Genomic DNA, 24354 nt, shown 5'->3' with positions numbered 1-24354 from the left:
AAAAACTATAAAACAGCATAAAAAAACGTATTTTCCATGTTGAAAATACGTTTTTCTCTATAATGATTTAGTTATTTTAAGCTATCAAAATGCAATTTTGCTTCTTTTACAGGCGCAAAACTTATACGATGGATAGGACAAATTCCGATTGTGTCTAAACCAAGTAAATGTTTTTTTGTGCCATAGCCCATGTTATTTGCAAAATCATATCCGGGATACGCTTCATCATACTTCTGCATTAATCTATCTCTTGTAACCTTCGCAATTATAGAAGCTGCAGCAATCGAAATGCTTTTTGTATCTCCTTTGATAAGAGATAATTCTGCCTCCGAATATTTTAGTGGCATGGCATCAATTAAAACGAAATCCGGTTCTGGCTGTAATTGATTTAACGCTTCACGCATGGCAAGTTTCGTTGCTTCGTAAATATTTACTTGATCAATGACATTGTGTTCGATAATTCCTACACCGACAGCAATTGCTTCTGTTTGTATCGTTTCGAATAAAGCATCACGTTTTGCTTCACTCAATTGTTTAGAATCATTTATTCCAACAACAGAAAAATCAGCTGGTAATATGACGGCTGCTGCTACAACAGGACCAGCAAGCGGTCCACGCCCAACTTCATCTACTCCAGCGATGTACTTGTACCCTTGTTGAAATAAATCTGTTTCGTATTGTTTCATTTCTTCAAGTTTGTTCCGTAATTGCGCTTCTTTTTGCCATTTTCGCCTTGTAGCTTGCAGAAGCTTTTCCACACCTTTGCGTTCATCTTGCATGCACTGCTGAAAAAAAGGATCGTGTTCTGATGTCACTTGGTTTAGTTTTTCTCGGATAACGGAAATGGATTCACTCATTCGGATTCATCTTCCCAGTTTGGGAAATCAAATGACATTCTCCCTAACTTCTGCTGGCGGATTTCTCGAACTACTGTTTCAGCTGCACGAGAATAATCTGGATCATTGTATCGATCTAGAAGCCCTCTTTTTTCAGCAATAAAAGCAAGTGTCTCTATAGGATCTTCCGAAACAGTTTCTACTTTTAGCCAATTTTGAAGGCGGTCGGGATAATGGTTTTCTAAAAATCGCAAACCATAGCCAGCAATTTCTTCCATTTGCAGTAAATCATCTTTAATTGCTCCAGTTAGAGCTAATTTGTAGCCAATTTCTTGATCTTCAAATTTAGGCCAAAGGATTCCTGGTGTATCCAGAAGTTCTAATGTTTTTCCCACTTTAATCCATTGTTGCGCTTTAGTTACGCCAGGTTTGTTCCCTGTTCGAGCGATATTTTTCTTGGCTAATCGATTAATCAAGGTGGATTTACCAACGTTTGGTATACCTAAAATCATCGCACGAATTGCTCTTGGTTTCATTCCTTTACTTCTTAACCGGTCGAATTTTTCAGCCATTAATTTTTCGGCTGCTTGTTCTATTTTAAATAGACCTTTACCTTCTTGCGCATTCACAGCAACTGCTGGTAAACCTTTTTCAGCAAAGTAGTCAATCCATTCTTTCGTGGTTTTTTCATCAGCAGTATCTGCTTTATTTAAAATAATCACTCGTCTTTTTTGGTGGATAATTTCTTCTAGCATAGGATTAGAGGAAGAGAGTGGGATACGTGCATCCACTAATTCAAAAATCACATCTACAAGTTTTAATTTCTCCGTTACCTCACGGCGAGCTTTGGCCATATGACCTGGAAACCATTGAATTGTCATTATACACTCCTAATCTATAAGTTTGGCGTCTTCAATTGGCCAGTAACAAATCGGTGTTGTTCCTAATACCTTACTTAATGGAATTGGTCCAATAATCCGGCTGTCTTTACTTGCTCTACGATTGTCACCTAGAACAAAATAAGTATCTTTTGGAATTTTGCCACCATCTAGTTGATCTTTCGAACTATAATCGTCTGTTAAATAGCCATCTTTCAGCTTTTTTTTGTAAGTATCTAAATACGGTTCATCATATTTTTTACCATTGATGTAAAGTTGGTCTTCTTTGTATTCTACGGTATCACCTGGCAAACCAATTACTCGTTTGATGTATTCTTTTCCATCTGCTTCTCGGAAAACAATCACGTCAAAACGATCGACATTCCCAAAGCGATTTATAATTACACGGTCATCGTTATGAAGTGTAGGCATCATGGATATCCCATCTACAAGAATAGGGACAAACAAATAAAAACGGATTATAACAGCAACTAATACTGCTAAAACAGCCGCCCAAATCCATGACCATAACCGTTTTAAATTCTTCTCCTTCAAAAATTGCACCGCCCTATTTTATACTAACAGTCTTATTATAAACGAAAAAACGCTCATTTAATAGAGAAATCCGCGAAAAAGTATCTTTCACGGATTTCTCATTATTTCCCGAATTGTATCACGGTGCCATTTACCATAGAATCCTCAATAAACCCAAAAACACGACTATCTGAACTACCGCCGCGATTATCTCCAAGTACGAACAGTTTTCCTTTTGGAACAGTGCTTTCCCCTGTCATATCTTCCAGCGTATAATCTGCTATGTACGGCTTTTGCGTCGGGTCCGGATTCCAAAGAGTTAGTGTTCCTTCTGGCAAATAACTTTCTACTTTTCTTTCGCCGTTTAAATATAATTCACCATTTTTAAAAGCGATTTTATCTCCCGGCATGCCAATCACTCGCTTAATAAAATGCTCCCCTGAACCAATCATCGGAGGTTCATCAAATACGATAATATCGAAACGATCTGGCTTGGAAATTTTTTCAATGAAAATTCTATCGCCATCTTGATATGTTGGAACCATAGACGTTCCTTCTACTTTTACTGGTGCAATAACAAAGTTACGAATGACAAGCGCGATTGCTAGTGCCGCAACGATAACTAATACCCAGCTTAACAATTGATGTGCCCCGTTTTTTTTCCTGGGCTTTTTTTCATACTGATCTGTCATCTATGTCTCCTCCTAGACTATCTGCAGGTTCACATTAACGCTCTAAGGATTTTCCAAATGAGATTACTTTTCCAAGCACACTATCCTGCGATATAAAGCCAATATAGCGACTATCTTTACTCACTTGACGATTATCCCCTAACACAAAAAGTTTGCCTTTAGGAACAGTGAGTGAGCCATCTGAGTTTGGAATATCTGCCATCGTAAAGTTAGGATCGCCCTCTGCATCGGTAGTTAAATACCCATTTTTCAAAGCCGCTTTTTCTGAGTCTAAATACGGTTCGTCATATTTTTTATCATTAATATAAAGCTGATCTTCTTTATACTCCACTTTATCTCCTGGTAAACCGATGACACGTTTAATGTACTCCGCATTTTCTTCATCAGGAGCAGGAAATACAATAATGTCAAAACGCTTCGGATCTGATACTTTGTTAATAAATAAATGTTGCCCATCATGTAGTGTCGGGTCCATTGATTTCCCATTAACAGTAACTGGAGAAATTAAAAAATAGCGAATACCAAAAGCGAGTATCAGCGCGATGAGAATTATTTTTATCCATCCAAATGCCCCAGAAAAAAATTTATTTTCACTTTTCATGTCTTTTTATCCTCTCCAATTAATATTAATAAAGTATAGCACGAAACGTGTCAGATATTACAGTAAAACAAGCTGAGTTGATAGAAAAAATGCGCGCCAATTACGACGCGCATTCTAATCATGCAGATGTTTTAATTGGAATAATAGAACCATCTTCTAATTGCAGTTGAGGTTCTTCTTCCCCACGAGCTGCTTTTTCCGTAATAATACATTTTGTAATGTCATCACGAGAAGGAATTTCGAACATCACTTCAAGCATAATCTGTTCGATAATCGAACGAAGACCGCGAGCGCCTGTCTTACGTTCAATCGCTTCTTTCGCAATTTCAATTAATGCAGTTGGTTCGAATTCAAGTTCCACATCATCGAGTTCGAGCATGCGTTTGTATTGTTTTACAAGTGCATTCTTCGGCTCTGTCAAAATGGAAACTAACGCTGCTTCATCCAATTGTTCTAGTGTTGCAATAACCGGTAAACGTCCAATAAATTCAGGAATTAATCCGAATTTCAGTAAATCTTCTGGAACAACACGAGATAAATACGTTTCATCATCTTTTAATTTCGCATTATCTGTACCAAATCCAATGACTTTTTCACCCATTCGATTTTTAACGATTTGTTCGATGCCGTCAAAAGCACCACCAACGATAAATAGAATATTCCCTGTATCAATTTGAATTAGCTCTTGATGAGGGTGTTTTCTACCACCTTGTGGCGGAACACTTGCAACAGTACCTTCCAAAATTTTGAGTAATGCTTGTTGCACGCCTTCACCAGAAACATCTCTAGTAATAGATGGGTTTTCGGATTTACGTGCAACTTTGTCGATTTCATCAATGTAGATAATACCTTTTTCGGCTTTTTCCACATCGTAGTCTGCTGATTGAATCAATTTAAGAAGAATATTTTCTACATCTTCCCCAACGTAACCAGCTTCTGTCAGTGAAGTCGCATCTGCAATAGCAAACGGAACATTGAGAATTCGCGCTAATGTCTGAGCAAGAAGTGTTTTACCACTACCAGTTGGACCAATTAAACAAATATTACTTTTCGAAAGTTCTACTTCCTCTTCTTTCGTTTCATTGGAATTAATTCGTTTGTAGTGATTGTAAACTGCTACAGCAAGTGCTTTTTTAGCACGTTCTTGACCAATAACATAGTCACTTAATATATGACGGATTTCTTGTGGTTTTGGCACTTCACCAAAATCAACAAATTCAGAAATACCTAGCTCTTCTTCAATAATTTCATTACAAAGCTCGATACATTCATCACAAATATAAACACCTGGACCGGCCACTAATTTACGTACTTGATCTTGAGTCTTTCCGCAAAAGGAGCATTTAAGTTGGCCTTTTTCGTCGTTAAATTTAAACAAAATATTTCACCCCTTCGCATAGGTATGTTGCTTATAGGCGATTTTTCATCTCCTATGTGTGTTAATAATATCATTTGTTTATTAGAAATGCCAATCATCTGTATTCATATTTCTACATTCAGAAGGACACGAGTATAACTCATGTCCCCCATTTTTTAATGAAATTATTCAATCAATTGTAGCTTATTTTTCCACTGCGCTATCTAATAATACGTCAATAGCTTTACGGATTTTAAGGTCAGATTTAAGTTCGCTCATATCGCCAAGTGCAGCACGGACAGCGTCTTTTTCCATACCATATTTTTCAGCTAATGTTGAAATTTCTTCATCGATAGCTTCTTCCGTTGGCTCAATGTTTTCAGCTTCAGCAATTGCTTCAAGCACTAGGTTCATTTTCACGCGTTTTTCAGCGTCTTTTTCCATTTGTGCATGCATTGCTTCTTCTGTTTGGCCAGTGAATTGGTAATATAATTCAGGAGTTAGACCTTGTGCTTGTAAATCTTGAGCAAAATGATTCATTAAATGATCAGCTTCATGATGAACCATTGCGTGTGGAATGTCCACTTCTGCATTTTCAACAGCTTTCGCAATAACTTCTTCTTGTTTAGCTTGAGCAACAGATTCTTCTTTTGCTTCTTGTAAACGTTTAGAGATTTTTTCTTTTAATTCATCTAAAGTTTCTACTTCTTCGTCAATGTCTTTTGCAAGTTCATCGTCAAGTGCAGGAACTTCTTTTGTTTTAATTTCGTGTAATTTCACTTTGAAAACTACAGGTTGTCCAGCTAAATCTTCCGCATGGTATTCTTCAGGGAAAGTTAACTCGATGTCTGCTTCGTCGCCAGCTTTTAAGCCAACTAATTTTTCTTCAAAACCAGGAATGAATTGTCCGCTTCCAAGTTCTAATGAATGATTTTCAGCTTGTCCGCCTTCAAAAGCTACGCCGTCTTTGAATCCTTCGAAATCAAGGATAACAGTGTCGCCATTTTCAGCTGGAGCATCTTCTTTGACAACTAACTCAGCTTGACGCTCTTGTAATTGTTTTAATTCCGCTTCTAATTCTTCTGTTGTAAGTTCTGTTTCGCGTTTTTCTACTTCAAGACCTTTGTAGTCTCCAAGTTTTACTTCAGGTTTTACCGTAACTTCTGCTGTTAAAACCCAAGTTTCGCCTTTTTCCATAGACTCAATATTTACTTGAGGAGTGTCCACTGGATCAATTCCAGCTTCATCAATTGCTGCAGAATATACTTCTGGAAGCAAGATATCAAGCGCATCTTGGTAAAGTGCTTCTTCGCCAAAACGTTGGTTGAAAATTTGACGTGGAACTTTCCCTTTACGGAATCCAGGTACGTTAAGAGTTTTACGTACTTTTACGAAAGCTCTATCTAAACCTTCTTTTACTTTTTCTTGTTCAATTTCAAAAGTAAGTTTTCCAACATTACCTTCTTGTTTTTCCCATTTTACTGACATGGTATAATTCCCTCCATCATCTATTTAGTTCAAATTTAATTACTCTCATGACAAGTTTCAGCCATACTCACTAATAATAACACAGATATCCCTGACTTGAAAACAAGAAATGTCATTATATAAAATAATTTTGCTGTCTTATTTCCAACTCTTCAATAATAGAAATAGCTTCTTCAACAGCTAAATGATTTACATCGTCCGAAATAACACAATGATCCCCGTACATTGCGTTCGCCCATTTATAGTAGGCATTAATCCACACATCCACTTCCTGAGGCTCTAACTCAAACGGATAAAGCATAAATAAATGCTGCTGAATGATGCCAATCACCTGCTCTAAAAGACTTGGATTGCTATTCTCAAGCATCTCAGCAAGCCCCGCAAAAAGTGCTGCCGCAAATTCGTTATCCGCAAGCATAGGTATAAGGCTAGGATTGAACATACCATCTTTATCTATTTTCCGAACTCGAATAGCTTCATTTACTTCTTTTTCTTGCATTAATTCAAAAATCATCGACTGCACAAACGGAGAAAAACTATCATCCGCTAGAAACTCTTTAAATGCTGGCAAAAAGGAATCTATCTCTAAGAAACGAGCCTCTTGTAAAAACTCCAATTGCTCCGTCGTATGCCAAGATGCAAATTCACGAATATCTTTTCTTGGAATAAACTGTTTTGGAAAAGGAATAACATTATCAGCCACTTCATCTGTAGCTTCATTTTTTTCTTCTTCCATATAATGTCTAACTAATGTGAAGTACGTATCCATATTATCTTCTTTCATAAAAGTTACAGATAGTTCTCCAAGAATATCCTTATTATATCCGTTCATTGTCAAAAAGTTTTGGCCGACTTCTTGCGCTTTCTTCGTTTTATCCGTCTGGTTATAAAATTGAATTAATTTATGTACAATTTCCTCGTTGCAAGGTTCTTGATGATACGCATTCTCTAAATAATGTAGCGTACTCATTTTTTCTTCTTCGGACAACGAGGTAATCCCTTTTTCCAGAAATTTTTTAACACTCATTGGAAAAAAAGCACCACTTTCACTCATCGTTTTATCTCCTTTTATTTGAAAAAGCTTTATTTATACTAACTGGATTTACCCTTATTGTTAAAAATCTAACCATTTTTAGTATAAAAATGATGATTTGGTTCATTCTACTTGTTATCGTCTAGTTCTGTCAAGTGGATTTTGTGGTACTTTTTTGCGGGAAATTGGCTGGAATAAGCTTGGTTTCGCTAGAACATTTTATTTGTACACACAAAGAAAGACCTCGATTTTATACCGAAGTCCTTCACTATTCGAGTAGCTTTAATTATTCACTGTATTCCGTTAATACGTCTTGATAAATATCTTGATATATTTCTTCGATGTCACCCGTTTCTTCCGCGTTTTCTCCGTCATCTAGGAATAATTCATTTTCAGCTAATTCCTCCACCGGGAATTTACTTATGATTGCATTTGAAAGAACATAATTGTCTTCATCTGGATTTTTCTCTAAAAATAGTGTATATTCTTCACCTTTTTCCATATTTTTATATCCGTCGATTGTTAAATCATATTCTTTGCCATCGACAGTGATATTTTCTACGCTATATTCCATCACTTTAATAGTCATATTCTCTCTCAATTTTCCAGTTTTATCTTTTTCGATACTATTGATTTGTACTTCACTCATCGTATAAAAATCTGTTGGGAAAATATTTTCTTTTGTTTCTTTCGTTACCGTTGCTTTTTCGGATTTTTTCGTGACTTTGACGATAATCGGTGTGTCTTTTTCTAAATCATTGATATTTTCAGCGAGTTCGAGGTATTTTCCGTGATAGGAAACAACACCGTTATTTGGTTTAACTTGTTCGGATTCAGTTTGTTCTGTTGTTAGTTCTTCTTTCGCACTTTCGTTATTGGAACAGGCTGTTAAGACACTCAGGCTTGTTAGACCAATAATAATGATAAGTTTTGTTTTCATTTTTTAATCCTCCTTTCTACTTGTACATGGCTTTAATGCCGTTATAATCATCTGTTTGTGGTTTTGTTTTATTAATGAAACCTTTATCTAGCATAATTGCGTTTCTTGTTTTTACGTGTCCTAAACCAAACCCGTGGCCAAATTCATGGATAACTGTTTCGATTTTGTGATTGTTCGATAGTGAGCGAAAACCTTTATAAAGAGTAATCTCATTTTTTGCAACTAATTTATTGGATTTATAGTAGGTTGTATTGCAAATAGCAAGCACATCCCCTTTGTTCGTTGCTGAACTACTAACATTAAAATGAGGTTTCACATCATATCCCATACTAACTGTGTTTAAATACGGCGAAGGATTCCACGCTTTGGCTCCGTTAATAATCACACTCTTAAAACCTTTCGCGGATCCATTAATATAAATCTTAAAGTTTTTCGCGCTCGCTTTTGTCATGACATAGCCCTTCTTCGTATACGCATCCGCATTAGTTGGTATGAATAACGCAACTAACACCATACAAATTAGAAACCCAACTAATGTTTTTTTACTCATGTTGTTCTCTCCTTTTTACATTTTCCACACGTTATGTGTGTATTAATCCTAAACGTTTGCCTTTAATTCATTTTATTTAGCTACCAATTTTATCCCGTGTCCGTTTATTCGTAAAAGAAGTTTAGTTCGCACATTAAGATTTCACTCAAGATAACCGCATTTTTGTGAGAAAGTCTAACAGTGCCTTTTTCTATGTTGCTGTAACCTGATGTGTACTTATAACCCATCCGTCTTGCAATGAAGGCTTGCGTGATTCCCCGTTCCAATCGTAAGTCCCGAATTTTGGCCGTATTGATTTTTCTGCTGTCTACTGTTTTCATGTCATCTTCTCCTTATCTACACATTTTGAGTTGTTAATATAATATTAACAACTCGAAAAGAGTATGTCAATCACTAAAAATTCGTTATGTGTTAAAATATAGCTAAATTGAGTAAGATATTGTATAATCAAACAAAAAGGAGTGAAATAATGCCAAATTTAAGTAACAGACTTACTTTATTACGGGAAAAACAAGGTTGGTCAAAAGCAGAAACAGCAAGAAGACTTGGTTTAAAAGCCCCTTCTACTTATGGTAATTGGGAATATGGTATTCGAGAGCCTGACCTAGAGATGGTGACACAAATTGCAACGTTATACGATGTGAGCGTTGATTATTTACTCGGTCAACAAAGTATTCCGACATATGCCCCGAGTGAACTCCACGATGAAAAAAATATCGGGAAAAGAATGACAAAAATTAGTGAAGATTTAAAGTATGAAGATGATTTACATTTAGATGGTCAACCTTTAAATGAGTCAGCGGCAAATTTCTTAGCGGATTCCATCGATTTCCTTTATGAACAAGTCAAAAAATTAAATGATTAATCACCTTCACCTCGTTTAACTTTTAGCATTTTTGGGAATAATTAACGGAGTCAAAATTAAAAGCTAAAGGGGGAGTTTCATTTGTCAGAATGGTACTTCAAAAAGAACGATCAGAAGGTTGGACCTTTTACAAATGTAGAGATGATTGCTCTTTATAGAAAGAAAGAGATTAATAATCTTACATTGATCCAAAAATCCCCTCATCCAGAGTGGGTTACATTTAAGCAAACAGAATTGTATCAACATACTGGAAACCACGGGAATTCAGAACTAAAAATTGGCAACCTTTTCTCAGCTGTTTTTAAAAAGCATTCGAAAGAAGAAGGGGAAAAAGTTTTTATCGCGGGTACTAAATACACAACACCCGCAACTAGCGACATTCCTCATTCTTGGCCGCATCCTTGGGTATTTTCCAGAGTTTTCTTAGTATTAATCGTCACGTATTTCTTACTCCTAGCGTGTACATATTTGTTTGATAACAGCAATACAATACCTGGACTCATGGTAATTGGTTCCTTTGCAGTTCCATTTTCTGTCTTATTATTCTTTTTCGAAACGAATGCACCTCGGAACATCAGTGTTTTTGATGTAGTAAAGATGTTCTTTATCGGTGGTGTAGCCGCACTTGTTGCGACACTCGTTATTTACTCAATTATTCCGGTTGGGAAATTAAATTATTTTAATGCTCTTTTAGTTGGATTTATTGAAGAAACTGGGAAAATGATTATCGTTGCCCTTTTCATTCGTTCCTTAAACTCGAAGTACATTTTAAACGGTTTACTTATTGGTGCCGCTGTTGGCGCTGGATTTGCTGCATTTGAATCACTTGGTTATGCGTTTAACTATAGTGTGGATGCTGCTTTCTTATTCAAAGATATTCACATTGCCGGTGAAACAATGATTAATGTTATCTTTAGTCGTGGTTGGCAGTCTATCGGTGGTCATGTTGTCTGGGCTGCTATCACTGGTGCCGCTCTTGTCATCGCGAAAGGCGACCAAAAGCTTGGCATGAACCATATTTTCACAGGAACTTTCTGGAAATGGTTTATTATTCCAATCGCATTACATTTCGCTTGGGATTGCCCGTTCAATCCACTTCCAGCAATCTCCTTTAAACAAATTGTTTTAATTGTAGTTGTTTGGTTCGTTATCTTGCGTCTTATCAGTAAAGGTTTGAAACAAGTCTCCGTTATTTCGGCCGCGAGTAAAGCTGCTAAATAAGTAAAGAGCCCTAAGAAAATTTCTTAGGGCTTATTTTTATATTCAAAATAAAACATAGCAAACGGACAAACTTGATTCTAATATGGACATATCTGCATTTTCATGTAAAATAGAAGTATTATCTAATTAGCAGAGGGGTCATAGAAATGCGCGAATCTTTGAAAAATAGCAAGAGATTAGTCATTAAAGTTGGTACGAGTACATTAATGTATGGAAATGGCCATATAAATTTACGCACCATTGAGAAATTAGCGATGGTTTTATCTGATTTACGTAACGAAGGAAAAGAAGTCATTCTCGTTTCTTCAGGGGCAATCGGCGTTGGTTGTCATAAATTACAGCTTCCAGTAAGACCTACAAGTATTCCTGACCTTCAAGCAGTCGCCTCAGTTGGTCAAAGCGAACTAATGCATATTTATAGTAAGTTTTTTGGTGAATACGGACAAGTTGTTGGGCAGGTGCTACTTACTCGTGATGTAACTGACTTCCCTATTAGTCGCGAAAATGTTATGAATACTTTAGACAGTTTATTAAGCCGTGGTATTATTCCTATCGTAAATGAAAATGACACTGTGGCCGTAGAAGAACTAGAACATGTGACAAAATACGGCGATAACGATTTTCTTTCTGCCATTGTCGCTAAACTAGTGCAAGCTGATTTACTCATCATGCTTTCTGATATTGACGGTTTTTACGAGAGCAATCCTACCACTGATCCGGATGCCGTTATGTTCTCTGAAATCAATCAAATCACGCCAGAAATCGAAGCACTTGCTGGTGGTCGAGGTTCTAAATTTGGAACTGGTGGTATGTTAACGAAACTCTCTGCTGCTTCTTATTGTATGGAATCCAACCAAAAAATGATTTTAACAAACGGCAAAAATCCAATGGTTATTTTTAATATTATGCAAGGTGAACAAGTGGGTACTTTATTCGCTAGTAAAAAGGAGGAATTGTCACATGACCGAACTCATTAAAAAAGGAAGCGCTGCTAAAGAAGCTTCCCAATTTCTGGCACAAGCCACAACGAAACAAAAAAACGCAGCACTTTTGAATTTAAGTAATGATTTACTTGCGCATACGAGTATCCTTTTAAAAGAAAATGAAAAAGATATCCTTCGTGCGCAGAAAAAAGGCACGCCAGAAACAATGATTGATCGGCTTCGTCTTACAGAAGAAAGAATCAAAGAGATATCCGAAGCGGTGAAACAAGTAGTCGCGTTAAAGGATCCTATAGGCGAAGTAACAAATATGTGGAAAAATGAAGCCGAACTAACGATTGGTAAAACTAGGGTTCCGCTTGGCGTTATTGGTATTATTTATGAATCCAGACCAAATGTCACTGTAGATGCTTCTGTTCTTTGTTTTAAGACAGGAAATGCGGTAATTTTACGTGGTGGTAGTGATGCTATTGATTCCAATAAAGCATTAATGACTGTTATTCAGGAATCCCTTGAGAAATCCGGCTTCCCTCGTTCTAGTGTCCAATTAATTGAAGATACCTCACGAGAAACTGCCCGAGATATGATGCGGCTAAATCGTTTTTTAGATGTGCTCATTCCTCGTGGTGGCGCAAGGTTAATTCAAACAGTGCTTGAAAATGCAACAGTTCCGGTCATCGAAACTGGTACTGGTAATTGTCATATATACGTAGATAAAGCAGCAGAGAAACAAATGGCGATAGATATTTTAGTTAATGCTAAGTGTTCCCGCCCTTCTGTCTGTAATGCTGCAGAAACTTTGCTCATTCATCGAGATGTTGCGGAAGATTATCTTCCAGCGATGGAAACTGCGTTAAAAGAATACCATGTCGAATTACGTGCAGATGAACGTGCGCAGGGAATTTTAAAAGAATCAAAAGCTGCGACAGAGTCCGACTGGGAAGATGAATTTTTAGATTTTATCCTAGCTATTAAAGTAGTCGATTCCGCTGAAGAGGCTATTGAACATATTAATAAATATGGCACCAAGCACTCAGAAGCAATTATTTCTAATGACTACGCGACTGGTCAAGCCTTCCACCAAAAAGTGGATGCTGCAGCTGTTTATATCAATGCTTCCACTCGATTCACAGATGGTTTTGCCATGGGGTTCGGTGCCGAAATTGGGATTAGTACCCAAAAACTTCATGCCCGAGGACCAATGGGTTTAACAGAACTTACATCCACTAAATATATTATTTTCGGAGACGGTCAAATCCGTAATTAAAAAGAAGGTAGCCTAAAATCATAGGCTACCTTCTTTTTTCGTTCAGCCAATCAATTACATCTTGAAAAACGGTTTCTTTACATAATTCATTTACCAGTTCATGACGAGCGTCTTCGTAAATTTTATAAGTAACATCCTCTACCCCCACTTTTTCTAAGGATAAAGCAATTTTTGGCGTATCTTTTCCGAAATGTCCTACCGGATCATCACTTCCAGAAAGCAATAACACAGGCAAATCTTTTGGCACACTTTCTAAGGTTTCTTTTTGTTGACTCACCTTTACGGCTTCAAAAAGATTATGGAAAAAACCACTTGTTCCAACTACTGGACCACAAAACGGATCTTGTTCATAAGCTTCATAAATAGCCACGTCCCGCGAAAGCCAACTAAAACGATGATTTTCATTAAAAGGTTTATTATAACCCCAAAAGGCTAATTTATTTAGAAAACCACTTCTTTTCCTTTCATCTTTTTTCACTCTTTGTTTGGTAATCATTTGGCCCATTTTTAGAAGGGCTACCGGTTGAAGCCCGCTACCGCTGAGAATTACTCCATCAACTTGATGTTTAGCCATAAAAGTTCGTATAATAAAACTTCCCATACTATGTGCAAAAATAAAGTACGGTAAATCGGGATACGTTTCTTTTAAATAAGTTCGTACAACCACTTCATCTTCTACCATGTTATTAAAGCCTGTTTCCCCGTCTAAATGGCCTAAAGATGCTTCATCCACGGCTGATTTCCCAAAACCACGATGATCATCGGCTACGACAATATATCCAGCCTGATTCAAACGTTCCGCAAACAAGCCATATCTTGCCCCGTGTTCTGCCATCCCATGAACAATTTGAACTACACCAACTGGATTTTCCACCCCATTCCAAATATGTAAATGCAAATCGAGTCCATCTGTAGCTTTTAATTTCATTTGTTTGTACATCTGTCTCCCTCCCATTTCATCTTATTATTAGTATACCACCTGATAGTTGTTTTCACTATTTCACAGGCTTTTTTTAGGACTTTTGTATAACTAGTTAAAAAGTTACAGTTCCAACTGTTCATTTCTATTTTGAAGATTGTTCACATAATCACAATATGTTATAATAGTCCCATAAGGAGATGACACACATGGATAACTGTTTAGCGCAATTACAAATGTATGATTATTTACTCAAAAAATACCGTAACAAAGAGGTTTTTCCTGATACGAGAATGATTGTAGAGATCGACGGCAAACTTTGGACTGGTGATTTTCTTCAATTGGACGATTGCCATATCATCGAAGTTGATTGGGAAGATACTCGGTTCACGCGTATCGAACGTACGAAAGATGCTATCAATGATGAATTTAACGAAAAAGTTACGAACTCTAATGTAAACGTAAGTGAAAATCGTATCGATTCCAAAATTGGTAGTTTAAAAAACATTGAAATATTGTATCAAGAAATTGGCAATTTTGTTCGCCAAGTAGAAAGTTCTACTACAACATTAAAACCGTTACTCTACAACGCCTATTGTTTAGATACACGGGTTAAATTACCATTCTTAGATATCAGTAAAAAAGAGATTACTTTAGTATCTTTAACTAATTAAATAAAATCCCGCGAAACGTAAAAATTTCGTGGGATTTTTTATGTTGACTGTTCCAAATGTATAATGTTTTTTCTCGAAGAATTTGCTAACTCCATTTTGAGAAATCTAGGTAAAATGGTAATCTCCTCTAACTTGTCTATGTCAAACCATTTAAAATGTAGCTCATATGCTTCTTCCCCATATTGACCAAATTTTTCTATTTTTGTAAATGCAGATTGATTAAGTAAACTGCTATCTGGGAACAGTTTAACCGTATAATAAAACTCAATACTATCTATTTCTTCGCCGCGATATAAAAAGCGATTTTCCGCAATAATGCTCAATTCTAAAATAGCCACATCTTCTCCGAGTTCTTCTTTCATTTCACGTTTTAATCCTTCTTTTGTTGATTCATTTTCCACTGCACCTCCCGGAAGTGTCCAGTAATCTTCTTCTTGATTGGAGTGGAGCAAAATTTTGTTTTGATGCGTGATAATTGCTGCCGTTCTAATGGGTTTCATGGCCACCTCTCCTTCTTTTTTAGTTTAGCATAAATAAAGTGGTTGCGCTTTCAAATTATTTATAGTATAGTAATGGCGAACAACTTGTATATACAAGTTAAAAAAGGAGGAAGTTTTATGGTTGACTATACAAAAGATGCAAGCGCTCTTTTAGAGTTAATTGGTGGCAAAGAAAATATTTCATCTGTCACACACTGTGCTACGAGAATGCGTTTTGTTTTGCAAAATCCAGATAATGCCGATGTGGAGGCTATCGAAGACATTCCAGCAGTAAAAGGGACATTTACACAAGCTGGTCAATTTCAAGTAATTATAGGTAATGATGTAGCTATTTTTTATAATGAATTTTCAAAAATTAGTGGTGTAGAAGGTGTCAATAAAGAAGATGCCAAAGTAGATGCGAAGAAAAATATGAGTATTCTTCAGCGTTTACTTGCTGGTTTAGCTGAAATATTTACTCCATTAATTCCAGCAATTGTTGTTGGTGGTCTTATTCTCGGTTTTCGTAATGTAATTGGAGATATTAAGTTTTTAGAGGACGGCACGAAAACGATTGTGGATGTTTATCCATTTTGGGCTGGTGTTTATAGTTTCTTATGGCTTATCGGTGAGGCTGTATTCCACTTTCTACCAGTTGGAATTACATGGTCCATCGCGAAAAAAATGGGAACCACACAAATTCTTGGGATTGTCCTTGGTTTAACGCTTGTTTCCCCGCAATTACTAAATGCTTATAGCGTCGTTGAAACAAAAGCAGGCGACATTCCAGTTTGGGACTTTGGCTTTGCTCAAGTACAGATGATTGGGTATCAAGCGCAAGTTATTCCTGCCATTATGGCCGGATTCTTACTAGCCTATCTCGAAATTTGGTTGCGTAAATTTATTCCAAATGCGATTTCGATGATTTTCGTTCCATTCTTTGCTCTCGTACCTACTGTTCTTGCTGCACATGTTATTCTTGGACCAATTGGTTGGAAAATTGGTGACGCGATTTCGAACGTCGTTTATGCTGGTTTGACTGGTGGGTTAAGTTGGTTATTCGCCGCACTATTTGGCTTCCTATATGCCCCGCTCGTTGTCACGGGACTGCATCATATGACCAATGCCATCGACTTACAATTAATGAGTCAATTTGGTGGAACGAATCTCTGGCCGATGATTGCACTATCTAACATCGCCCAAGGGTCCGCTGTTCTAGCAATTATTTTCTTACATCGTGGCAATGAAAAAGAAGAACAAGTTTCAATTCCGGCAACTATTTCTTGTTATCTGGGTGTAACTGAACCTGCGATGTTTGGTATTAACTTGAAGTATTTATATCCTTTCGTTGCTGCTATGATAGGCTCTGCAATCGCTGCTGTAGTTTCTGTATCTAGTGGTGTCATGGCTAACTCGATTGGAGTTGGAGGATTACCTGGAATCTTGTCCATTAACCCTAAATACTACGCAGTTTTTGCAGTATGTATGTTAATAACGATTGTTGTTCCTTTCATCCTAACTGTATTATTCCGCAAATATAATATTTTAAACAAAGTAGATACTGCACCAATTCGTACATTTGGTAAAAAGGAGTATCGTGAATCCGCAAAAACAACCAACTAAAAAGTGAGGCTTCCCTTTATGACAAAGTTTGCTCAAAAAACAATTTATCAAGTGTATCCGAAATCCTTTTATGATACGACTGGCGATGGTACTGGGGATATTCCCGGTATCACTGCCAAGCTTGATTATTTACAAAAACTCGGCATTGAGATGATTTGGCTCAATCCATTTTATCCTTCTCCGCAAAATGATAACGGCTATGATATCGCTGACTATACCGCGGTTGATCCTTTATTTGGTACGATGGACGATGTGACAACGCTTATCAAGGAAGCGAAAAAAAGAAATATTGGTATTATGATTGACTTAGTATTAAATCATACTTCAACAGAGCATCCATGGTTTAAAAAAGCGCTTGCTGGCGATCCATTCTATCGTGAGTTCTACTATTTCCGTCCAGCAAAAGCCGATGGTTCCCCTCCAACAAATTGGGTTTCCAAATTCGGTGGTAATGCTTGGGAGAAATTGCCTGACTCCTCTGAGTATTATTTGCATTTATATGATGTTACTCAAGCTGATTTAGACTGGGCCAATCCGAATGTGCGCGAGGCACTCTTTGATGTCGTGAATTTTTGGATTGACAAAGGTGTGGAAGGTTTTCGCTTAGATGTTTTAAATGTAATCGCCAAACCTAAGTTTTTAGAAGATGATTTTGAAGGTGATGGCCGTCGTTTTTATACAGATGGACCGGGAATTCATGCTTATTTAAAAGAACTACATGAACGAACATTTGGCGACAAACCTATTATAACTGTTGGAGAAATGTCATCGACGGATATTGATAACTGCATTCGATATAGTAATCCAAACGAAAAAGAATTGTCCATGGTTTTTCATTTCCATCATTTGAAAGTAGATTATCCCGATGGCGAAAAATGGCGATTAGCCGATGTGAATTTTGAGAGTTTAAAATCGATTTTCCATACGTGGCAAGTTGCGATGTCAGATGAAAATGGTTGGGATGCGCTTTTCTGGAACAACCATGACCAACCTCGAGCACTTGGTCGATTCGCTTCCGACAAGCCGGAACACTATTATCATTCTGCTACCCTACTTGGCGCAACGATTCATTTTATGCGCGGAACACCTTTTGTTTATATGGGGGAAGAAATCGGTATGATGAATCCAAAATTCTCTACAATTGATGATTATGTGGATGTGGAAACACTCAACCATTTTGATATTTTACAAAAAAATGGACTTAGTCAGCAGGAAGTAATGGAGATTATTAAAGAGCGTTCGCGTGATAACAGTCGAACTCCTATGCAATGGGACGATTCGCAAAATGCAGGTTTTACGACTGGTACTCCATGGCTAAAAGTAGCTGATAATGCAAAAGAAATAAATGTTCAAACCGCTTTAGCTAATAAAACGAGCATATTCTATTTTTACCAAAAACTAATTGCATTGCGCAAAGAACACGCTGTCATTCAAACGGGTGATTACACACCCTATTTGACGGAAGAAGATTCAATTATCGCCTACAAACGTTCAGATTATTCTACTTCTCTCCTTTCCATCCATCATTTTGGTTCCGAGAAGAAAAAAATTCAACTGCCAACGGAGTTTTTAAATGCTAAAGTACTTCTTTCTAATTATGAGCGCCAGAGAATCAGCTCTGAACTAGAATTAGCGCCATATGAAACATTAACGTTACTACAATAAAAAAAGCCTGAGATTCGTTTCTCAGGCTTTTTAGCGTCTTCTAGCAAAATCAATAAAACGGAATTTATCCAGCCGATGTCGTGATTCTGTATACTGAAAAAGTGTTGTATCTTTTAAAAACACCGTACTTTTTACGACAACCACATGCGTATCACCATGTAAGGCTAAGTATTTTTTATCTTCGGCATTCAGTGGCTCCACAGTTATTTCTTTTTGAGCATAACTGATTTCATAGCCTTTTTCATTTTCTAAGTATTGATACAAGGAGTCTTCCAAAATCTCATCCGCAATCGGTTCGGTTTTGTCTAATAAATAGTCGTAATCTAAAATAGTTGCTTCTCCTTCTAAATAGCGCACTCTAAGAATAGCTAGACAGGTTGAACCATGCGGGAGACCAGCAAAATCAGCAATTCGATCCGGTAAAGTTGTCTCTTCGTTCCGGATGACTTCCGTAGTAGCATTCATGTGTTCGGATTTTTGTAATTCTTTAAAGCTAGTTAATCCAGAAACTGGAAAAGAATAACGTTCCCGGTCAATAACAATGGAGCCTTTTCCTTGGAGCTTTTGAATACAGCCGTTTTCAAGCAATAATACAAGTGCTTTTCTAATGGTCTCACGAGATACCGAAAAACGCTTAGCCAGGACATTTTCACTTGGAAGTAGTGTGCCTGCTGGATAAACGCCAGATGTAATATCTTGCTCTAATTCTAAATATATGTCAAAAAACTTATTTTTCTTATTCAAATTTACTCACCCAACGCTATTGTAGCACATTTGCCCGTAATTGTAACCGAAATTTGCTAGTCCGCTTTATTACCAAAATCACGTGAAATTTGGTACACTATTAGTAGTAAGATTTGAACTTGTGTTTTGATTTAAGAGGAGGTATTTTCTATGACTAAAGTTATTTTAACTATTTTTGCAATTATTGTTCCAGCGTTTCTTGGATTTATACTTGCTTACCAAATCTATAAGAAAAAAACTGCCACTTATATGCCACTAAAAAATGAATTCGTACACTGGGCTAAATAAGCGCACATTAAGGAGGAAAACACATTGAAAAAAACAGAAAGTGAAAAACCACTTGTCATCAAAATTGTTATTAGTGTTCTTGTAGGTTTATTTCTACTTAATTTAATGCCATTTTTAGCGATTTTCGGCTAATTATTTATACTTAAAAAAGGCTTGAAGGTGCTTATTTTTTATGGTATATTGTAAATTGTGTTGAAATGAATAGCAATTTTTTATGGTGAGACAATTAATGACAAAGATGTCAGTTAATGCTTTTTTTATAAAAAGACTCCAGAGTGCCTATTTAGAGGTGTTCTTGGGTCTTTTTTTGTGTGGAAAGGAGAAATGGAGATGAACAAAAATAAAACTGGTTGGAACATCGCAAAAATTATCGTGGGGGCGCTTATTTTCTCGCTTGCTGTCAATGTTTTTGCTATCCCGAATAATTTAGGAGAAGGTGGCGTTACTGGGCTTACAATGATGCTTTATTATTTACTTGGTTGGACGCCAGCAGTCACTACTTTTATATTTAATGGTATCTTACTTATTATTGGTTATAAGTTTCTTGATCGAATGACGATTGTCTGGACAATTGTGGCTATTAGTTTTACTTCGATATTTTTACATTTTTCTGAGCCACTTGCTTTCGTGGCAAATCAAACGATTGTCGCTGCCATTTTTGCCGGATTAATGATGGGAATTGGTATGGGATTAATTATGAATGGCGGCGGAACTACAGCAGGTAGCGCTATTTTAGCGAAAATTGCTAATAAATATCTTGGTTGGAATACAAGTTATGCATTACTATTCTTTGATTTACTTGTTGTTATCCCTTCTGTGTTTGTTATCGGCTTTGAAAACATGCTTTTTACCGTCGTTTCACTTTATATTTCGACCAAAGTACTTGATTTCATTCTTGAAGGTTACAATCCTAAAAAGTCTGTCACGATTATATCGGATTATTATGAAGAAATTGCAACTGAAATTGATGCGAATTTGGAGCGCGGTATTACCCTTTTCAATGGACAAGGTTTCTATATGCGTCAAGATAAAAAAATTCTTTATATCGTGATTAGCCGGGATCAATTACTACCTCTCACTAAAATCGTTAACAAATATGATGAGAAAGCATTCTTTATTATTAATGATGTCCAAAGTGTTGTGGGTGAAGGCTTTACAAAACAAATAACAAGCGAGTGATGTGGTTTCATTAAACTTATGTTACAATAATGTGGAAATTATTTTTTAATGTAAGTGAGGCGTCCTTATGAAAATTTCTAAACCGGCTTATTTGGTTTTACTTGTTGTTGGCTTGGTTTTTGTTTTTCTAGGACTATCTAATATCGGAATTTCTATTTTTTGGGATTTTAGCGACTTAGAGAATTTGATGGTTGGTGGTTTGTTAATCATCATTGGACTCATCACACTTAGGATTCGATATTCCTTTAAAAAAAGAGGATAGAAAAGCACTGCAACGATTGATTGCAGTGCTTTTCTACTGTTAAAAAATAACGTTTTCTTGAATAACATCTAATTTTTTAATAATAATATAGCGGTTTTCCATCGTAATGACGCCTTCTTTTTTGAGTTGTTGGAAAATCCGGTTCACACTGCTTGCGGAGTTAATCCCGCAAAAATGACCAATTTCTTCATTGCTTACTAGAAAATCAATTAAGTACTGATCAGGTGCTATTTCCACACCAAAAAGTGTATAAAGTTCATAAAGTTGCGTACAAATAGCTCCAAGTTTCCCGTTCATTAGCATCTGTTGCATTTTTTTAATGGATTGCAATAATCTCGTACGGTAATAATCTTTTACATAAATTTGCAAATCCACATCGCGATTCACGTCTTTCCAAAATCTCACCCGGTCAACTTGGTATAGTTCTGCCGTATCAGACTCCACACGAATGTTAAACGGTGCATTCGCAAACTGGGAGTACTCATCTTTTAACAGAGAGATAATATCCATTTTATTAATGTAATTTAAGTTAAACTCCCTACCATCCCTTGATATAATACTCGTTTTAATAATCCCTTTTTTAAGTATGTAGACATAAGAATCTTCCAGCCCCTCGTAAGTTAAGTATTTACGTTTTCCCCTTGTAATAACTGGAAAATCATTTGTGCTCACATAATTATTAAGAATATTTTGCTTCATGTTCTTAACCTCCTTTTTGTCCTTCCAGTTAAAGCATATTAATCATACAAAATACTATTCCCTATTTTTTCAACAAATGTTATACAAATTTGTATATAGCAGAAATAATTACCAAATTAAAAAGTATCCTCTCCGAATATCCCCTATAATACTCTTTGTCGCTGAGATAAATTACAAATTATACGTAGGAAGGGATTTTATTCTATGAAAGAAAAATTATTTAACAAGGGTTTTGTCTTAATAACATTGATTAACTTTGTCGTTTATCTCGTTTATTATTTGCTAATGGTTATTATTGCCGTTATTGCTCAAGAAGAGTTGAACGCCTCTCTTGGTGAAGCCGGATTTGCGTCTGGGATTTATATTATCGGGACGCTCCTCGCACGACTTTACATGGGGAAAAAGCTGGAACTATTTGGTCGTAAGCGAGTGTTAAGATTTGGGATTTTATTTTTCTTAGTAACGACAATGGCTTACTTATACATGCCAACGATTGCCATTATGTTTATTATCCGTTTTTTAAATGGATTCGCATATGGAACAACTTCAACAGCTACCAATGCGATTGTCACAGCTTATATTCCTAATTCTAGAAACGGGGAAGGAATTAATTATTATGGCCTCAGCACAAGTCTTGCAGCCGCGATTGGCCCTTTCATTGGAATGATTTTACTAAACAAAACGAACTTTTATACGATTATTATTTTTTCCACGGTTATTGTCTTATTAACAGCACTACTTTGCTTCTATTTACCAGTGAAAAATATTGTTTTAACAGCCGAACATCGGAAGGCCTTACAAACTTGGACGGTTAAAAGTTTTGTTGAGTATAAAGTAATTCCGATTACCTTTATTGCCTTCTTAATGGGGATTTCTTATTCTAGTGTGCTTACATTCCTTGCTTCCTATGCTAGAGAAATTAATTTAGTGAGCGCTGGGACATTCTTCTTTGTTGTCTACGCATTAGTCATTACCTTTACGCGCCCAATGTCTGGAAAACTTTTCGATGCAAAAGGTGAAAAATATGTGATGTATCCTAGTTATCTCTTTTTAGCAGTTGGATTAGTAGTCCTAAGTACAGCGACATCAAGCCTTGTGTTACTTATTTCAGGTGGACTCATCGGTTTAGGTTATGGAACGTTTATGTCAAATGGACAAGCTGTTTGTTTAAAAGTATGTGAACCACATCGTATTGGGATTGGCTTATCTACGTACTTTATCGGGCTTGATTTAGGACTTGGTATTGGGCCTTATATTATGGGTGAAATTCACCATGTGCTTTCATTTCAAGGTATTTACATTATTGCCGGTGCCATCGCTTTTATTTGCATTTTCATCTATATGTTTTTATCCAGAAAAAAAGTGTCTAGCGGTGCAGCAGAACAACTAAAAGGGAGCGAAGAAGTATGAATAAATTATTACTTATTACAGCAGCAGGTTATATCGTAGGAGTTAGAAGCATAGAAAAGGAGAAAAACCACTCCATTCTACTTAGTGATGTCTATATTAATAATCCTTCGCAACGATTAATCGATCATTTTGAAAGTCTCGAAATTGCCAAAGAGCAGATTATCGGACATAAAAAATTATCTACAGATGATGCGCAAAATTTAATTAGTCGCTGGGAAGCGAGTTATTTCACGACATCTTGAAGTATGAAAGCATTGCGAATCGGCGCAATGCTTTTTTTATAAGGATTGATGACTAATATGTAATAATATATTTTCTTGATAATTTGTCGAAACTTCTATTCTAAGTGGTGCTTTTGGGGCATGTTGGATAATATATGGTAAATTGTTTACCACACCTGTATTTTCCGGATTAAGTATCCATGCCCTTTTTTTAAAATCAAGTATTCCTTCATCGGTTGCGCGAGGTGTTGGGTATGTATAATTATCAGGAAGAGTAGCCAGAAACAAATGCATTCCTCCAAGATTTTCACCATCCACAAACCATTTCATTTCACCGATATCACGAATTTCGTAGTCCTTCGAGGAAATCCCTGTCTCTTCTGTAATTTCACGCTTAATCGATTCGAGGAGCGCCTCCCCTTGTTCAATTTTACCCCCGACACCAGTCCAACTCCCCATCCAAGGAGATTTTTGCCTATTCAATAATAAAATTTCATCGGCTCTTTGGATAAAACAAAGTGTGTATTTATACATATTTCCATCTACTTTCCAAGTTTTTTTCAGTATATCATAATTTTAGGCACAAAAAGAGCAGCATCCGCGTTTTAGTAGGGAGACGGATGCTGCCAGGTGAGATATTTCATTAAAAAAAAGGTTACTCTTAATATAACGAATAAATGTTAAAAAAGTATGAACAAACTAAGAAAGTTCATTTTTAATTTTTTGAAGTAAAAAATCCCCTTGTTTCGTCATGCTATAGTACTTTTGGTTATCTCCTTTTTCGTCACGAAGAATAAAACCATGGAATTCAAGCCAGTATGTGCAATATAACAATTCATTTCTTGTTGAATTGCCAACAATCTCTCCCTGCAGAAAATTAATTGTTAGTGATTTTATATTGTAAAGTGGATTTTTAACAACTTCTAACACCATTAATATGAGTTGATTATCTGGCCTTTCCATTGCTTAGACCTTCTTTTTCTTAAAA

At 36.4% G+C, this 24354-nt stretch carries 29 protein-coding genes; 12 read left to right on the top strand and 17 right to left on the bottom strand.

The genetic code is table 11. From position 1 onward, the window contains the following. Positions 1–71: 71 nt before the first annotated feature. The 11 genes from rnhB to HRK21_RS12010 all read right to left on the bottom strand — a co-directional run bounded on the left by rnhB (position 72) and on the right by HRK21_RS12010 (position 9229). Complete coding sequence (gene rnhB / locus HRK21_RS12060) at positions 72–857, bottom strand: ribonuclease HII (RefSeq protein WP_069887684.1); 786 nt, start codon at positions 855–857, stop codon at positions 72–74. Then, complete coding sequence (gene ylqF / locus HRK21_RS12055) at positions 854–1717, bottom strand: ribosome biogenesis GTPase YlqF (protein ID WP_003738811.1); 864 nt, start codon at positions 1715–1717, stop codon at positions 854–856. The genes rnhB and ylqF overlap by 4 nt, the downstream gene beginning before the upstream one ends. Positions 1718–1726: 9 nt before the next feature. Then, positions 1727–2269, bottom strand: coding sequence for a type I signal peptidase SipZ (gene sipZ / locus HRK21_RS12050; RefSeq protein ID WP_069887683.1), 543 nt, complete (start codon positions 2267–2269; stop codon positions 1727–1729). Between the two features lie 101 nt (positions 2270–2370). Next, positions 2371–2940, bottom strand: a complete 570-nt coding sequence (gene sipY / locus HRK21_RS12045) for a type I signal peptidase SipY (protein WP_069887682.1) — start codon at positions 2938–2940, stop codon at positions 2371–2373. 34 nt (positions 2941–2974) lie between these two features. Continuing rightward, positions 2975–3541 carry a type I signal peptidase SipX gene (gene sipX, locus HRK21_RS12040; protein WP_003738808.1) on the bottom strand — a complete coding sequence of 189 codons (567 nt, stop codon included), beginning with the start codon at positions 3539–3541 and terminating at the stop codon, positions 2975–2977. A gap of 118 nt (positions 3542–3659) precedes the next feature. Further along, positions 3660–4919, bottom strand: a complete 1260-nt coding sequence (gene clpX / locus HRK21_RS12035) for an ATP-dependent protease ATP-binding subunit ClpX (protein ID WP_003738807.1) — start codon at positions 4917–4919, stop codon at positions 3660–3662. Between the two features lie 183 nt (positions 4920–5102). Next, positions 5103–6386, bottom strand: a complete 1284-nt coding sequence (gene tig, locus HRK21_RS12030; RefSeq protein ID WP_003730674.1) for a trigger factor — start codon at positions 6384–6386, stop codon at positions 5103–5105. A 115-nt stretch (positions 6387–6501) separates the two neighbouring features. Beyond that, entirely contained in the window at positions 6502–7440 is a 939-nt protein-coding gene (locus tag HRK21_RS12025) for a hypothetical protein (protein WP_070006098.1), read from the bottom strand. Positions 7441–7705: 265 nt separating this feature from the next. Beyond that, positions 7706–8359, bottom strand: coding sequence for a hypothetical protein (locus HRK21_RS12020; protein ID WP_070006097.1), 654 nt, complete (start codon positions 8357–8359; stop codon positions 7706–7708). 16 nt (positions 8360–8375) lie between these two features. Continuing rightward, complete coding sequence (locus tag HRK21_RS12015; protein ID WP_070006095.1) at positions 8376–8909, bottom strand: matrixin family metalloprotease; 534 nt, start codon at positions 8907–8909, stop codon at positions 8376–8378. A 104-nt stretch (positions 8910–9013) separates the two neighbouring features. Next, positions 9014–9229, bottom strand: coding sequence for a helix-turn-helix domain-containing protein (locus HRK21_RS12010; protein ID WP_003736439.1), 216 nt, complete (start codon positions 9227–9229; stop codon positions 9014–9016). A 149-nt stretch (positions 9230–9378) separates the two neighbouring features. On the opposite strand from HRK21_RS12010, the gene HRK21_RS12005 reads away from it, so the two are divergent. The 4 genes from HRK21_RS12005 (at position 9379) to HRK21_RS11990 (ending at position 13203) form a co-directional block, all read left to right on the top strand. Continuing rightward, positions 9379–9774: a helix-turn-helix domain-containing protein gene (locus HRK21_RS12005; protein ID WP_069887677.1), complete on the top strand. Its 396-nt coding sequence runs from the start codon at positions 9379–9381 to the stop codon at positions 9772–9774. A gap of 81 nt (positions 9775–9855) precedes the next feature. After that, a complete protein-coding gene (locus tag HRK21_RS12000; RefSeq protein WP_070006093.1) occupies positions 9856–10995 on the top strand; it encodes a PrsW family glutamic-type intramembrane protease in 1140 nt (379 codons plus the stop codon). 146 nt (positions 10996–11141) lie between these two features. Continuing rightward, a complete protein-coding gene (gene proB / locus HRK21_RS11995; RefSeq protein WP_070006091.1) occupies positions 11142–11972 on the top strand; it encodes a glutamate 5-kinase in 831 nt (276 codons plus the stop codon). After that, positions 11956–13203, top strand: a complete 1248-nt coding sequence (locus HRK21_RS11990; protein WP_070006089.1) for a glutamate-5-semialdehyde dehydrogenase — start codon at positions 11956–11958, stop codon at positions 13201–13203. Before proB ends, HRK21_RS11990 begins: the two co-directional genes overlap by 17 nt. A gap of 25 nt (positions 13204–13228) precedes the next feature. Here HRK21_RS11990 and HRK21_RS11985 read toward each other — a convergent pair whose 3' ends face one another. Beyond that, a complete protein-coding gene (locus tag HRK21_RS11985) occupies positions 13229–14143 on the bottom strand; it encodes an alpha/beta hydrolase (protein WP_069887675.1) in 915 nt (304 codons plus the stop codon). Between the two features lie 188 nt (positions 14144–14331). Between HRK21_RS11985 and HRK21_RS11980 the strand changes: the two genes are divergently transcribed. After that, positions 14332–14796 (top strand): hypothetical protein, encoded by a 465-nt coding sequence (locus HRK21_RS11980; protein ID WP_070006087.1) that lies wholly within the window; start codon positions 14332–14334, stop codon positions 14794–14796. A 38-nt stretch (positions 14797–14834) separates the two neighbouring features. Here HRK21_RS11980 and HRK21_RS11975 read toward each other — a convergent pair whose 3' ends face one another. After that, a complete protein-coding gene (locus HRK21_RS11975; RefSeq protein ID WP_069887674.1) occupies positions 14835–15296 on the bottom strand; it encodes an NUDIX hydrolase in 462 nt (153 codons plus the stop codon). A gap of 117 nt (positions 15297–15413) precedes the next feature. Between HRK21_RS11975 and treP the strand changes: the two genes are divergently transcribed. Together treP and treC are read left to right on the top strand one after the other, a co-directional pair. Next, positions 15414–16898, top strand: a complete 1485-nt coding sequence (treP, locus tag HRK21_RS11970; protein WP_003727531.1) for a PTS system trehalose-specific EIIBC component — start codon at positions 15414–15416, stop codon at positions 16896–16898. Between the two features lie 18 nt (positions 16899–16916). After that, positions 16917–18563 (top strand): alpha,alpha-phosphotrehalase, encoded by a 1647-nt coding sequence (gene treC, locus HRK21_RS11965; protein ID WP_070006085.1) that lies wholly within the window; start codon positions 16917–16919, stop codon positions 18561–18563. A 30-nt stretch (positions 18564–18593) separates the two neighbouring features. Here the strand turns inward: treC and treR are convergent, their stop codons facing one another. Further along, positions 18594–19307 carry a trehalose operon repressor gene (gene treR, locus HRK21_RS11960; RefSeq protein ID WP_003736429.1) on the bottom strand — a complete coding sequence of 238 codons (714 nt, stop codon included), beginning with the start codon at positions 19305–19307 and terminating at the stop codon, positions 18594–18596. A 150-nt stretch (positions 19308–19457) separates the two neighbouring features. On the opposite strand from treR, the gene HRK21_RS11955 reads away from it, so the two are divergent. The 3 genes from HRK21_RS11955 to HRK21_RS11945 all read left to right on the top strand — a co-directional run bounded on the left by HRK21_RS11955 (position 19458) and on the right by HRK21_RS11945 (position 21036). Beyond that, entirely contained in the window at positions 19458–19595 is a 138-nt protein-coding gene (locus HRK21_RS11955) for a hypothetical protein (RefSeq protein WP_003723553.1), read from the top strand. A 330-nt stretch (positions 19596–19925) separates the two neighbouring features. Beyond that, positions 19926–20774, top strand: coding sequence for a YitT family protein (locus tag HRK21_RS11950; RefSeq protein ID WP_003730323.1), 849 nt, complete (start codon positions 19926–19928; stop codon positions 20772–20774). 67 nt (positions 20775–20841) lie between these two features. Further along, the gene (locus tag HRK21_RS11945; RefSeq protein ID WP_003723550.1) at positions 20842–21036 is read left to right on the top strand and encodes a hypothetical protein; all 195 of its coding nucleotides are present in this window, start codon (positions 20842–20844) and stop codon (positions 21034–21036) included. 39 nt (positions 21037–21075) lie between these two features. Here HRK21_RS11945 and HRK21_RS11940 read toward each other — a convergent pair whose 3' ends face one another. Beyond that, positions 21076–21735 (bottom strand): Crp/Fnr family transcriptional regulator, encoded by a 660-nt coding sequence (locus HRK21_RS11940; protein ID WP_003738795.1) that lies wholly within the window; start codon positions 21733–21735, stop codon positions 21076–21078. 204 nt (positions 21736–21939) lie between these two features. Here HRK21_RS11940 and HRK21_RS11935 point away from each other — a divergent pair, with 204 nt between their 5' ends. Then, positions 21940–23145 carry an MFS transporter gene (locus tag HRK21_RS11935; protein WP_069887672.1) on the top strand — a complete coding sequence of 402 codons (1206 nt, stop codon included), beginning with the start codon at positions 21940–21942 and terminating at the stop codon, positions 23143–23145. Then, the gene (locus HRK21_RS11930; protein ID WP_003730327.1) at positions 23142–23387 is read left to right on the top strand and encodes a hypothetical protein; all 246 of its coding nucleotides are present in this window, start codon (positions 23142–23144) and stop codon (positions 23385–23387) included. Before HRK21_RS11935 ends, HRK21_RS11930 begins: the two co-directional genes overlap by 4 nt. Before the next feature lie 36 nt (positions 23388–23423). Here the strand turns inward: HRK21_RS11930 and HRK21_RS11925 are convergent, their stop codons facing one another. Both HRK21_RS11925 and HRK21_RS11920 read right to left on the bottom strand, forming a co-directional pair. Beyond that, entirely contained in the window at positions 23424–23900 is a 477-nt protein-coding gene (locus tag HRK21_RS11925) for an NUDIX hydrolase (RefSeq protein ID WP_070006083.1), read from the bottom strand. 165 nt (positions 23901–24065) lie between these two features. After that, positions 24066–24329, bottom strand: a complete 264-nt coding sequence (locus HRK21_RS11920; protein WP_003730329.1) for a DUF3116 family protein — start codon at positions 24327–24329, stop codon at positions 24066–24068. Between the last annotated feature and the right edge of the window lie 25 nt (positions 24330–24354).

Origin of the sequence: Listeria monocytogenes (genome assembly GCF_013282665.1) — a bacterium.
GTDB classification, from domain to species: Bacteria; Bacillota; Bacilli; order Lactobacillales; family Listeriaceae; genus Listeria; species Listeria monocytogenes_C.
This window is presented reverse-complemented; position numbering and strand designations above follow the sequence as displayed.